This window comes from Rhodococcus sp. NPDC127593, from assembly GCF_042671975.1.
In the GTDB taxonomy this organism is placed as follows: domain Bacteria; phylum Actinomycetota; class Actinomycetes; order Mycobacteriales; family Mycobacteriaceae; genus Rhodococcus_F.
The window spans coordinates 40,551-53,743 of the sequence record NZ_JBHXWI010000010.1 but is presented as its reverse complement, the minus strand read 5'-3'; the positions used below and the strand labels follow the sequence as shown (position 1 = coordinate 53,743).

The 13,193-nt window shown below is 68.4% G+C and carries 6 protein-coding genes, 1 tRNA gene and 1 pseudogene; 6 read left to right on the top strand and 2 right to left on the bottom strand.

Annotated features, from left to right (window positions below; all coding sequences use genetic code 11):
- Positions 1–39 precede the first annotated feature (39 nt).
- Positions 40–729 carry a TetR/AcrR family transcriptional regulator gene (locus ACFVJ3_RS11280; protein WP_378452125.1) on the top strand — a complete coding sequence of 230 codons (690 nt, stop codon included), beginning with the start codon at positions 40–42 and terminating at the stop codon, positions 727–729.
- 68 nt (positions 730–797) lie between these two features.
- Here ACFVJ3_RS11280 and ACFVJ3_RS11275 read toward each other — a convergent pair whose 3' ends face one another.
- On the bottom strand, positions 798–1,190 hold the full coding sequence (locus tag ACFVJ3_RS11275) for a holo-ACP synthase (RefSeq protein WP_005248288.1): 393 nt from the start codon (positions 1,188–1,190) through the stop codon (positions 798–800).
- 9 nt (positions 1,191–1,199) lie between these two features.
- Positions 1,200–10,523: a fatty acid synthase subunit beta domain-containing protein gene (locus tag ACFVJ3_RS11270; RefSeq protein ID WP_378452124.1), complete on the bottom strand. Its 9,324-nt coding sequence runs from the start codon at positions 10,521–10,523 to the stop codon at positions 1,200–1,202.
- A gap of 454 nt (positions 10,524–10,977) precedes the next feature.
- Here ACFVJ3_RS11270 and ACFVJ3_RS11265 point away from each other — a divergent pair, with 454 nt between their 5' ends.
- The 5 genes and pseudogenes from ACFVJ3_RS11265 to ACFVJ3_RS11245 all read left to right on the top strand — a co-directional run bounded on the left by ACFVJ3_RS11265 (position 10,978) and on the right by ACFVJ3_RS11245 (position 13,079).
- Positions 10,978–11,691 (top strand): hypothetical protein, encoded by a 714-nt coding sequence (locus tag ACFVJ3_RS11265; protein WP_378452123.1) that lies wholly within the window; start codon positions 10,978–10,980, stop codon positions 11,689–11,691.
- Positions 11,633–12,047: pseudogene (locus ACFVJ3_RS11260) on the top strand (HNH endonuclease). The gene ACFVJ3_RS11265 and the pseudogene ACFVJ3_RS11260 overlap by 59 nt, the downstream one beginning before the upstream one ends.
- 48 nt (positions 12,048–12,095) lie before the next feature.
- A tRNA-Leu gene (locus tag ACFVJ3_RS11255) sits at positions 12,096–12,178 on the top strand.
- Positions 12,179–12,315: 137 nt separating this feature from the next.
- Positions 12,316–12,717, top strand: coding sequence for a transcriptional regulator (locus tag ACFVJ3_RS11250; protein ID WP_378452122.1), 402 nt, complete (start codon positions 12,316–12,318; stop codon positions 12,715–12,717).
- Positions 12,714–13,079 (top strand): DUF3817 domain-containing protein, encoded by a 366-nt coding sequence (locus ACFVJ3_RS11245; protein WP_005248298.1) that lies wholly within the window; start codon positions 12,714–12,716, stop codon positions 13,077–13,079. Before ACFVJ3_RS11250 ends, ACFVJ3_RS11245 begins: the two co-directional genes overlap by 4 nt.
- The last annotated feature ends 114 nt before the right edge of the window (positions 13,080–13,193 follow it).

The following is a 13,193-nucleotide window of genomic DNA, read 5'->3' as shown; positions in this document are numbered from 1 at the left end:
ATCTTCGGAATCCGGACGAAAGACGGATAGCCTGGGGCGGTGGAGTCTTCAGTCAGCAAGCAAGCGCCGCGCCGAGTGGACCCGGCGTTGGAGGCTCAGTCGGACCCGCAGGAACTCCTGCCCCGCAGACGTCCGACACAGGAACGTAGTCGCCGTAAGTTCGACGCGCTGCTCACGGCATCGCGGGAGTTGCTGGTGGACGTGGGATTCGAATCGTTCACGTGCGAGGAGGTCGCCGCACGCGCGGACGTCCCGATCGGCACCCTCTACCAGTTCTTCGCGAACAAGTACGTGATCGTCTGCGAACTCAACCGACAGGACCTCGTCGGAGTCCAGCACGAGATCGCCCAGTTCAACGGTGAGGTCCCGTCCCTCGACTGGCTGCGGTTCCTCAATTCCTTCGTCGACCACATGGCGGGCCTGTGGACGTCCGACCCGTCGAGGCGCGAGGTGTGGCTGGCAATGCAGTCGACGCCCTCGACTCGCGCCACCGGCGCCATCCACGAGAAGGCGTTCGCGGAGCAGGTCTCACGGATGCTCGCGCCGCTCACCCCGCAGACGTCGCGGGAGCGGCGCACGATGATGGCCGAGGTGCTCGTCCACGTCGTGTACTCGATGCTCAACTTCTCCGTGCAGGACAACCAGAGCCACGCGGACGCCGTCGCCGAACTCAAACGGCTGATGGTGGCGTACCTGCTGGTCGCCGAGAAGGAATCGCGCACAACGTAGGCGCTACGCGCTTGTGCGCCCTTCCGGTTGCCGGAGCTACCAGAAAGGCGCACGAGCGCCGGAGGCGCCTACAGGGACTCGATGACGGCGAACGCGCCCGCCATGTCTCCGTCGTGTGTGAGGGAGATGTGAATCTTCACGTCGGTCAGATGCTTGGCGACGTCTCCGCGTAAGCGGATACTCGGTCGCCCCCACGCATCCGTCACCACCTCGATCAGGTGGTGGATCATCTCGGGCAGCACCGGCGGGCTGGCGAAGAGAGACGTGGACCAAGCCTTGATCACTGCCTCCTTCGCAGCCCACCGGGCGGCGAAATGTCTAGCCGGATCGGAGCTCCGGGTCACGGCGTCCCGACGCTCGCCCGGTGTGAAGTTGTCGAGCATTGCCGTCCCTGGCCGGTCCAGCTGCTCGGCGAACTCCGACACCGTCACGAGATCGAAGCCGATCCCCAGAACTCCCATCCGTCGTTCCTACTTGCAGCCGGGCAGACCCGAGCTGTACACGTCGTCCGCTCCCAGGCGCGCGGCCTCGGTGAGCAGGACGTCCGCCTCGAGCTGACGGGACGCCGCGGCCGGGACGCTGTCGCCGCCGAAGCGACGATCCGCCGGACGCTCGTACAGGCTGCCGCCACCGACCATGGCCTTCGCCAGACGACGCTGACCCTCGACGGTGCGCTTGCGTGCCTGCTCGAGGTACGCCTCACGCTTGTCTGCCGGGATGGCCTCGACGAACGCCTGCGAGTGCACGACCGCGACCATGCCCGACACGTGCCCGAAGCCGAGGCTGGTCAGCAGACCGGCCTTCAGCGCGAACTGCTCGCCGAAGCGGAGCGGCTCCCGAGCCCACACGAGGTGTTCGAACTCGGCCATCTTCTCGTCGACGCAGTCGAGGCTGCGGTTCGGCGGCACGATGCCCTGGTCCAGCACCTGGCAGAGACCGATCAGCTGGAATGCTGCGGCACCACCCTTGGCGTGTCCGGTGAGGCTCTTCTGCGAGACCACGAAGAGCGGCGCACCTTCGCTGCGGCCGAGTGCCCCCGCGAGGCGCTCGTGCAGCTCCGCCTCGTTGGGATCGTTGGCCGCGGTGGACGTGTCGTGCTTGGAGATCACCGAGATGTCGTCGGCACTGACACCGAGCTTGCCGAGGGACTTGGCGAGCTGCGAATCCGCTCCCCCACGACCCGCACCGAGCGCACCGATTCCGGGAGCCGGGATCGACGTGTGGACACCGTCCGCGAACGAGCCGGCGTAGGCGACCACACCGAGGACGGGCAGGCCCATCTCGAGTGCCAGGTCACCGCGGGCCAGCAGGATCGTGCCACCACCCTGCGACTCGACGAACCCGCCGCGACGACGGTCGTTGGCCCGGGAGAATCGACGGTCGTCGATGCCCTTGGCCCGCATGTCGTCGGTCTTGGCCGTGGCGGACATGTCACCGAATCCGATGATGCCCTCCGCGCTGAGGTCGTCGAACCCGCCGGCGACCACGAGCTGGGCCTTGCCGAGCTTGATCTTGTCGACGCCCTCTTCGACGGACACCGCGGCCGTGGCGCATGCCGCAACCGGGTGGACCATGGCGCCGTAACCGCCGACGTAGGACTGGACCACGTGCGCCGCAATCACATTCGGCAGGGCTTCCTGCAGGATGTCGTTCGGCCGGTTCTCGCCGAGCAGCGTGTCGATGTACAGCGACCTCATGGAGGTCATGCCGCCCATGCCGGTGCCCTGGGTGTTGGCGACCAGCGAGGGGTGCACCCACCGCAGCAGTTCGCTGGGCGTGAACCCACCGGTGAGGAACGCGTCCACTGTGGCGACGATGTTCCACAGGCCCACGCGGTCGACGGAGTCGGCCATGTCGGCGGGGATGCCCCACTTGGTGACGTCGAATCCGGTCGGGATCTGACCACCCACGCTGCGCGTGAGCTTCATCTTCCGGGGGACGCGGATCTCGGTGCCCGCACGGCGGGTGACCTGCCAGTCACCGCTGTCCGGAACCGGACTCGCGACCGTGTTCTCCGGGTCGGCCTCGACGAAGGCCAGCGCCTCCGCCTCGGTGCTGACGACGAAGCTCAGGTCCTTGTCGAGGAAGACCGACGTGAGGAGCGGTGCGGTGTTCTCGACCATGGAGCCGTCGTCCACGTAGCGGCGGATGCCGCAACGCTCGACGACCGTGTCGTGGTACTTGTCCGCGATCTCGGCCTCCGGAACCAGTTCCCCGGTCTCGGCGTCGTACCAGCCTGCGGACGGCGTGGTCTCCCACACGACGAGTCCGGTGTTCCAGGCGAGTTCGAGAACGCCTGCCGCCGAAAGCTCTTCGTCGACCTCCATCTCGAAGCGGGTACGCGAGGAACCGAACGGTCCGAGCTCACCTGCGCCGACGATGACGACGAGGTCCTCCGGAGCCGCCGTGACGCCGGACCAGGCCGGTGCCACCGACGCGGAGACCCGCGGCGGGGCGGGCAGAGCCGCGATGGTGTCGAGCTCCACGGCGTCCTCGTCGGCCTCGGCAGCAGCGGTCGCAGCTTCCTGAGCCTGCTTCGCCAGCGCGGGCAGGTCCAGGTTCGCCTGGGCGAGCCCACCGGTCAGATCGGCCGCGAGCGGCTCGGTGGAGGCGAGGCGACGTGCCTCGGGCTCGCACCACTGAAGCAGCTCGGTGGCCATTTCCTGGGTGGACCAGGTACGGACTCCGGCACCTTCGACAGCCTCGACCAGCGGGTCGTTGCCGCCCATGAGGCCGGTTCCGCGGACCCAGCCGATGAGAGCGTGCACCAGGGTGACGCGCTCGGCCCAGTTGCGCTCGGCCTTCCAGCGGCCGACCACTGCGTCCAGCGCGGCCTTGGCCTCGCCGTACGCACCGTCGCCACCGAACAGACCGCGGTTCGGGGAACCGGGCAGCACGACGTGCAGGTGAGTGTCGACGTCACGGTCGTAACCGATCTTCGACAGTCCGCCGATCAGGCGCTCCACCGACCACAGGAGAACACGCATCTCCATTTCGGCGCGGGCGCCGGCGTCGGCGAGGTCGCCTGCCACGCGGGGCGCGGCGAACGGGAACAGCAGCGTCGGGGTGACCGCTTCCTTGACGAGCTTCTTCGATCCACCGGCCGTCTCGTACTGCGCTTCACCGATCCACTCGATGAGCGCGTCGATGTCCGTGTAGGACGCCATGTTCGCGGGGACCACCCACAGGGCGGCACCGGCGCGAGCATTGCGGCGGTAGAGGTCGCGGTAGAAGCCGAGACGCTTGTCGTCGAGACGCGAGGTGGTCACGAAGACCGTCGCGCCGCCGGCGAGGAGCTTGCCTGCGACCGAGGCCGCGATCGAGCCCTTGCTGGCACCGGTGACGACGGCGACCTGGTCTGCCCATTCGGGGGTCTCGTCGGTGACGACGACTGCCGCCTCCGCGATACGCCCGTACTTCTCGGCCAGAGCCGTGCGACCCTCGTCGGTTGCGCGGGCCTGCCACCATGCGGCCTGCGCCGCAACGGACTTGCCTGCACCGGCGAAGCCTTCGATCTCGAGAGACTCCACGCCTGCCGCGTCGATCCACAGACGAGCCAGATCCTCACGTGCGCTCGCCCAGCGGTCGTCGAGCAGGACCGCCCGCTTGGCGTCGAACGCGGGAGCGACCAGTCGCGGCCAGTCGGAACCGAGTTCCGCCGACACGAGGTCGACGAGTTCGGTGTCGGTCGGTTGCGCTGCCGTCGCCGTGTCGCCTGCGAAGCCGAGCTGCTCGAGCACGAGGCGGGCGGCCGAGGCCAGCACGCCGTCGCGGCCCGTGATGTGCTCGGTGAACTCGCCCAGCGCCGCGGCATCGACGGTGCCACCGGCTCCGCCACCCGAGGACGGGAGGGAGACGCTGATCCCGCGGCGCGAGGCCACTGCGGCCACTGCGCTGTCGATGACGGCGTCCACTGCGGCGCCGTCGGCGAGACCGCCGCCGGCCAGGCCGCCGAGGTCACCACCACGGATGCTGGAACCGTCGCGGGTTCCGAGAGCCACCTCGGCGGTGACGTGGTACGCCCAGCCGTCGCCGAGTTCCCAGACCTTCTTCACGCGGTCCGCGATGGCCGCCGGACGACGACCCGACGGGCCGAAGACCTTGCGAAGGTGATCGTTGATCGAGTCGGACAGCACCGGGCCGAACGGCTTGTACGTGCGGGCCAGGGAGTCGACCGTGCCGGCGAGCGAGCCCATGTCGGCGTCGGCGGCACCGTCGATCGCGCCGAGCGAGAGCTCGGAGCCGAGGTCGACGAGCAGCTGGTTACGCCGCGAGGACACGCCGTCGCACAGCGCCTCGATCGTGTCGACGGGGCCGACCTGATCGGGACGGAGCTTGGTCCACAGGCTGATCAGGACCTTGGTGGCGTCGGCGGCCTTGAACGCGATGTCGTCGGGACGCGGTCCACCGGACGGTGCAGCTGCCGGGGCCGGAGCGGCGGCAGGTGCGGCCGATGCGGCGGGCGCCGCGGCTGCGGGCGCTTCCGGCTCGTCGTCCTCGACCGGCGCCGGATCGACGTCGGTGGAGTACACGATGGACGCTTCACGCTCGATGTTGAGGACCTCGACCGGGTAGCCGAAGCGGCCCGGCAGCTTCAGGGTCTGCGACGCGAGGTTCGCGACGGTCGGGACGGAGCCCAAGCCGATCTCCACGAACCGCTCGACACCCAGTCCACCTTCGGACTCGTCGGCGAACAGCAGATCCTGCGTCTCGATCCAGCGCACCGGGCTGGCGAACTGCCAGGCCAGGAGCTCGGTGAGAACCACGCGGGTGAGCTGGACCGGCTTCTTCGCCCAGGAGTCGAAGTCCTTCAGCACCTTGTCGAGGGGCTTCGACGGAACCAGGTCGGCGATCTCCTGCACGAACTCCTTCTTCAGGGAGAACGGCTTGGGGACGAGGTTCGGGATGTAACGCCCGATCAGGATGGCCGGGTCGATGTCCTGCGGAAGCAGTTCCTCGAGACGTCCACGGAAGTCGTCGACGCCGCCACGCAGCACCGTCGAGTGGAACGGGACGTCGATGCCCGGAACCATGATGTACGCGCGCTTGCCACCGAAAGCCTCACGGCGGATGTCGATTTCCTTCTCGAGCGCGTTGAGCCCGGTGACCGTGCCCGCGATGGCGTACTGCGAGCCACGCAGGTTCAGGTTCACGATCTGCATGAACTCACCGGTCGCCTCGGCGACACCGGCGACGAACGCCTCGACGTCGTCGTCGGCCAGACCGATCTGCGACGGGCGGATGGCAGCCATCCGGTAGTCGGAACGGCCGGCCTCGTCGCGGGGAACGAGTGCGTGCATCGCGGAGCCACGCTGGAAGACCACCTCGAGAACGGCTTCGAGAGGCAGCACACCGGCGACGGCGGCGAGAGCGTTGTACTCACCGACCGAGTGGCCTGCGAGCAGGGCACCCTCGACGAAGGCACCGGATTCGCGGAGCTCGGCGACCTGAGCCACACCGAGCGTCGCCATTGCGACCTGGGTGAACTGGGTCAGGTGCAGGACACCGTCCGGGTGCTTGTGCTCGACACCACGGGCCTTGACGACCGTCGGGTTGTCGCGGACCACGGCGAGGATCGAGAAGCCGAGGGCCTTGCGGGTGTGCTTGTCGGCGCGGTCCCAGATCTCACGGGCGGCCTTGGAGCGGGCACGGGCGTCGAGGCCCATGCCGGGACGCTGGATGCCCTGTCCGGGGAACGCGTAAACGGTCTTCGGGGCGGCGGTGCGACCCGTTGCGACCATCACCAGTTCACCGTCGATGCGGCAACCGACCTCGACGATCTCGGCGCCACGGTCCACTGCGACGCGGTCGACGCGGACGTCGATCTCGGCGCCCGGGCGAACCATGCCCAGGAAGCGTGCGGTCCAGGCGGTGAGTCGACGCGGCGGCGTCTTGGTCTCGGCCGGGTCCACGGCGGTGACGACCTGCTGGGCGGCGGCGGAGAGCCACATGCCGTGCACGATCGGGCTGCCGAGGCCGGCGAGCAGTGCCGCGTTGTCGGAGGTGTGGATCGGGTTGTGGTCGCCCGACACCTGGGCGAAGGAGCCCATGTTGCGGGGAGCGACGATCGTGGTGTCGCGGCGACGACGACGCGGGGTGTCGACGGCCTCGTCACTCAGCGAGCCACCGGCGCGGGCCGGGTCGGACAGTTCGCCCTTGCCGGTGCGGCCGCGGATCGCGAAGCGCTCCGACAGGGTGACGACGGCAGGCGCGTCCAGGCCCTCGCCGAGCATGGCGCCGACCTCGACCTTGACCTCGACGACGCGGCCCAGGTCGGTGTCGAGAACCGAGGCGACCTCGGCCTTGACCACGAGAATGCTTGTCTCCGAAGGCAGTTCGCCGACGAAATCGACGCTGTGGTCGAGGTGGACCAGGTCGAGCATGCCCTCGATGACGGAGAGCGAGTCTTCGGTCTTGGCAGCTCCGAGCGCGGCGAACACGGCCGGCCAGCAGGCGCCGACGACCACGTCCGGGACGGCCTTGCCGCTGACGCTCAGCGTCGTGGGCAGACCCGAGCCGGTGACACCGGCGTGGTCGGCGACCAGGTCGGGCGTCCAGGCGAGGTTGAGCCGTGCGACACCGTTCTTGACGGCGGGCAGCTCCTGACCGGCCGCGACCGCGAGGAGTGCGGTCATCGACTTCTCGGCGTCGGCCTCGGTGACCACGGGAGCGCCACCGTCCGCGACGGACGCGGGAACGGTGATGGTGATCTGGACGGACTTGGCTGCCACCAGCGGGACGGTGAGGAGCACCTGCTGTTCGTCGATCACGGACAGCTCGGCACCGGTGGTCTCGTGCACCGCGAGGGTGTCGGACTCGATCGACCACTTGTCGAGGTCACCGAGCCGGCGAACCGGGTTCAGGGTCAGGCGCGAGGCCCACTGGATGTCGGGAGCCGACAGGACGATGTCGAGGAGGCCGCGGGCGATGTCCGCGTGACGGCGCGCGGGCAGCGACAGCGGTGCGGCACCGGCGGTGACCAGCTCGTCGTAGGTGGCCTTCTCGAAGCGGTCCAGCAGCTCGCCGACAGGCTCGTCGACGCGCGTGATGCCGGCGACGGCGACGGTGCCGGGGATGACGCAGACCTGGTCGGCCGTGTAGCGGGGATCGTGCGCCTGCCACAGCGAGTCGGAACGCCACCAGCGGCGAACGTCACCGTCGACGACGGGCACGAAGTTCACCGGCTTGCCGGGGGTCTTGCACAGCGAGACGAAGAACGAGACGTCCGCGGGGTGCAGAACCGTGGAGGCGTAATCGGGGTACTGCGCCTGCAGGGCGCAGATGGCCGCCTCGGGACGCTCGAGGATCGCGTCTTCGGCGAACAGGGTGGGGATGGGACCACGGTCGACCGGGTGCAGACGCGACTCGGTGCGCTGCAGCATCTCACCGAAGCGCGCACGCCAGGTGATGTCGATCCACGGGCTCTCATTGGCCTCGGTGATGGCGTCCTGGAGGTCGGTGCCGCAGTCGAATGCCTTCGCCGCGTCGATGCCGACGGCCAGCTCGAGGTAGCGGCGCAGCCACTGCTCGTACGTCATGGTCGCGACGTCGCCGAAGTACGGCTTGGCCGTGATGTTCAGTGCCTCGATGATCTCGGCGCGACGCTCGGCGACGGCGTCGGCGTCACCGGCGACCTCGTCGAGCAGACGGCCGGTGCGGGACGCGGCGTTGTCGATCTCGTGGATGTCGGCGCCGAGCTGGCTACGACCGGAGGCCATGCCGCCCTCGGCGGTGCCTGCTCCGACCCAGTCCGGAGTACCGGGGGTGTCGACGAGAAGCTGCTTCACCTCGGGAGACGTGGTCGCCTCGAGGGTGGCCATGGCGGCGGTGCCGACCAGGATGCCGTCCAGCGGCATGGCCGGGAAGCCGTGTGCGACGGACCAGCGGCCGGTCAGGTAGTCGGCAGCCTGCTCGGGCGTGCCGATGCCGCCACCGACGCACAGGACCAGGTTCGGCCGGGTACGCAGCTCGGCGTAGGTGTCGAGGAGGAGGTCGTCCAGGTCTTCCCACGAGTGGTGGCCACCGGCGCGGCCGCCTTCGATGTGGGCGATGACGGGGAACGAGGGGACCTCGTTGGCGATGCGGATGACCGAGCGGATCTGCGCGACCGTGCCCGGCTTGAACGCGACGTAGCTGAAGCCTGCCTCGGTGAGGTCACCGATGATCGAGACGGCGTCCTCGAGCTCGGGGATACCGGCGGTGACGACGACACCGTCGAACGGGGCACCCGCGGCGCGGGCCTTCGGCACGAGGCGCTTGCCACCGACGTGGAGCTTCCACAGGTAGGGGTCGAGGAACATCGAGTTGAACTGCACGGCGCGGCCCGGCTCGAGCAGCCCGGTGAGCTTCTCGACGTTGTCGGCGAAGATCTGCTCGGTGACCTGGCCACCGCCGGCGAGCTCGGCCCAGTGGCCTGCGTTGGCGGCTGCGGCGACGATCTTCGGGTCGACCGTGGTCGGGGTCATGCCGGCGAGCAGGATCGGCGAACGACCGGTCAGCTTCGTGAAGGCGGTCTCGACTCCGATGCGGCCGCCCGGCAGCGACACCGGCTTCGGGAGGAACTCGGTCCACGCGGCGGGAACCTCGGGGGTTGCGCCCGGGGTGAGCAGGTTGCGGTGACCGCCACGGGTCGCGGCGGCGACGATGCCGACGCCCTGCCCGCGGACACTGGCGGACGTCATGCGGGTGAGGAGGTCACCGGGTCCGAGGTCGAGGATCCACGCGGCACCGGCTTCGAGGGTGCTGTCGACGGCCCCGACCCAGTCGACGGGATCGACGAGGCAGGCGCTCGTGAGAGCGCGGGCCTTCTCTTCGTCGAGACCGCAGCGCACGGCCCACTGGCCGACGATGTCGATCGTCTCCGCGAGTGCGGGGTGGTGGAAGCCGATCTCGACCGCGAGGGGCTCGAAGACGGGCGCGAAGATGGAGCCGCCACGCTTCTTGGCGTCGCGCTCACGGGCCTCGTCGGCCTCGATCTGCTCGCACCGCTGCTGGACGCGTGCCAGCTGGGCGGGCGGGCCGGACAGCACGACGCGGCGACGGGCGTTACGGATGCCGAGGACGGCGGCACGCTCGGGCTCGAGGCCCTCGGCGAGCTCCTCGACGATCTGGCGGAGTCGTTCCGGGTCGACGTTGGAGACAGCCAGCATCGGGGTGGAGTCGGCGGCGGCGATCACTCCGCGACGACGGCCGACGAGGCCGGCAGCCGCACCGATGAGCTGAGCGAGGGCGAGGAGTTCGCCGTCCTTCTGACCCGAGGAGGCAACGGCCTCCGCGGCGAGGAGTCCCTGGGAGTGGCCGATCACCGACACGGGAGCCGTAACCGCGGGATCGAGGCCCTGAGCTGCCAGCGCACGCAGCGCTGCGATCTGGGTGAGGAAGACGCCGGGGAGAGACACCGCCGCCGAGGTGAGCGCTGCCGCGGAGGGTCCGGCCGCCTGGGCGCCGTCCTCTTCGTCGGCGAGTTCCTGCTCGAGGATCCACGCGATGGGGTCGAATCCGACCGGGCGCACGACCAGGAGTTCCTGCGCCACGGGGGCGAGGTAGTCGGCCGCGTCGTTGACGATGGTGGTGAGTGCCGGCTCGAGTCCGTTGTCGCGGCTCAGTTCCTCCAGCGAGCTCAGCCAGGGCGCGCCCTGACCACCGAAGGCGAGCGCGTACGGCTCACCTCCGAGCAGACGATCCACGAGGGTGCTCTTGCTCGATGACCGAGTGTCGTCCCGGTCTACGCCGATGCGCCGCGAACCCTTCGAGTTTTTTCCGTTTCCTGCGGGTGTCGTGTCGTCAATCGTCACGCGTATGTCCTCTCCTGGTCCCCTCTAGGGGGAGGTGGGGATAGTGTCTGCCGCCCTCGGCATCGTGTGCCAGCTGTATCGGCTCTGATCAGCTCTTCCGGGCTGCTCAAGGTTGACACAGAATCATGAGGATTTCCTCACGTTCAAATGCCGCCGGGGTGTCACAGGCATGCATCGGAGAAATATCGCGTGATGTCTCTCACAGCCCTCCCGCGAAGTGACCGGTGAGTAGATCGCGTCCGCGCTGGACGCGGGCGGTGCAAGGACGTCCAAGAACCTGAGGAAAGCCTCATATTAATCGTTATCAATCTGTTACCACCTTGACGAAGTCCCAGGTTCATGCAGGTCCGCGCCCTCGAATCCGGGTCCGCGACCAGCGAAAGCGAACCTGTCGGACCCTCGCACTAATGTTCGACTCCAGGAACTGCCGACAGCCATTCTCCGGGGGGAAGAAATGAGCACAGCCCACGTCCGCGCCCTACTCGATCACGTCGACGCCCGACTGCCACGAGAGTCGTGGCCGCATTGGACGGAGGGTTGGCCGCACGAGATCGAAGCCGGTCTGCTCGATGCCGCGTTCTCGGCCCGCGCGACGTACGGCACGCCCACCACGGGGGTCCGCGCCGTCATCACCCGCTGGCGCGACCACCGGGCCGCACCTCTCGACGACCTCACGGCACTCGCCGCGCACGCCGATGACCCCGAAGGCGTCCTGGCCGTCCTGAACAACCGGCAGCGAGTACCGGGGAACTACACCACCAAGGCCGAGGCCGTCGCCTCGGCGGCACGCTCGCTCGCCGAGCTGGGGTGCACCACCTCGGCGGATCTCCGCGACGACGAGGCCCAGCGGAACGCGCTCGTCGCAGTGCCCGGGTTCGGTGTCGCCACCTGGGAGTGCTTCACCGTGCAACTCGGCGTCCGCACCGCCGGATCTCACCACTTGGTGTGTGTTTTCCTCGGCGAGGCACTCGATCTCGATTCCCCCCGTCGACTTCAGACGCCGAAGATCTCGTCGCCGCGGCAGCAGCGCAGCTCGAGATCACGCCTGCCACCTTCACCCACGCCGTCTGGCGATACCAGCGCGCGCAGCGGCGGGTGGCGGGTGCGAGATGAAGTACACGCGAGAAGTGCTCGCGCAGGCGGTCGCAGAATCGACGAGCGTCGCTGACGTCATCCGCCATCTCGGGCTACGTCCGTCCGGGGAATGAAAGCCCACCTGAGTCGTCGAATCAAGAAGTTCGGGATCGATACGACGCACTTCACCGGGAGTGCACACACGAAGGGCAAACCGGCTCGCAATCGCATGTCGTGGGAGCAGATTCGCTAGAACGACCACCAGGGAGCGCACGAGTGAAGCCACACCTGTTGCGCCGCGCCTTGATCGAGGCTGGAGTCGAGTACATACGGGGAGACCCGTCGGACTCCCGCTTGGAGGAAGTTCGATTCCTTTGCCCCAACTGCCACAGCCAGACTGCGACGTGGGCAGGGCGAAAGAGCGGGAACGGAGGCGAGCACACCGGCTGACGCCATGTGCGCCAGAGTGTCGCGCACATGGCGTAGTCTGTGCTTCGCGCGCGAGTGGCGGAAGGGTAGACGCGTCAGGTTTAGGTCCTGGTGTCTGAAAGGACGTGGGGGTTCGAATCCCCCCTCGCGCACTGCTCGGCTCTTGCTGATTCGGCGGCCGTGTTCCGACTAGCTCGACGGCCCGTCGGGCGCCCGCGACGGCTGTGACCGTCGCCATAGCGGCAACCTCTCCTAGCAGCGCATTCAGCGATTCAGGTACCGTCGTTACGTGTCCGGTAACCGTAAGCAACGCCGCCCCGCGCTGATCCTGTTGGTGGCCATCGGGGCTGTCGGGTGCCTCGCACTCGGCTGGTGGCAGTGGATACGTTTCGAAGCGGTGGGCGGGACCGGCCAGAACCTCGGATACGCGTTCCAGTGGCCGCTGTTCGCGGCGTTCCTCGTCTACGCCTATCGGCGATTCGTGCAGCTCGAGGACGCCGAACCGGCTGACACCGCCGACGTCCCGGACGCTCCCACCGAACTGCGGGAGATCCCGGCCGACGTCTTGCCCCCTCGGCCCTCGGTGGCCGAAGACGACGATCCGGACGACCTCGAGAGCCGGCAGATTTCGCAGTACAACCAGTACCTCGCCGAGCTGTCTGCTCGCGAGACCGATAGGAGCACCACGTGAGCACGGGCCAAGACGAGACGACTGCCGGTTCGGTCGCAGACACCGCGAAGCAGAAGAAGATCGCCCCCGCGCTCCTGCGCTACCGCGTCCTCGCCTACGCCACCGGTGTGTGGCTGCTGGTCCTCACCGCAGAGATGGTGGCCAAGTACATCTTCAAGGTCGACAACCTGCCCACCTGGATCGCCGTCGTCCACGGCTGGGTGTACTTCGTCTACCTGCTGGTGACGCTCGACCTGGCGGTCAAGGTGCGCTGGCCTGCGGGCCGAACGGTCGGGACGCTCCTTGCGGGCACCATTCCGTTCCTGTCGTTCTACGTGGAGCACCAGCGGACCAAGCAGGTCCGCCGCGACTTCGGTCTCTGATTCCACCGGTCGACTCCCTCACATGATGACCGACTGCCCGGTAATCATCGCGATCACGTAGGTCAGCCAGCCGAGCGGTGTCTGCGGCACCATCATCGGCGACATGCGAACCTC

Excerpts from the sequence above, each read along its gene's own strand:
- ACFVJ3_RS11275 (WP_005248288.1), bottom strand. The coding sequence starts at position 1,190 with ATGGGAGTTCTGGGGATCGGCTTCGATCTCGTGACGGTGTCGGAGTTC.
- ACFVJ3_RS11265 (WP_378452123.1), top strand. The coding sequence starts at position 10,978 with ATGAGCACAGCCCACGTCCGCGCCCTACTCGATCACGTCGACGCCCGA.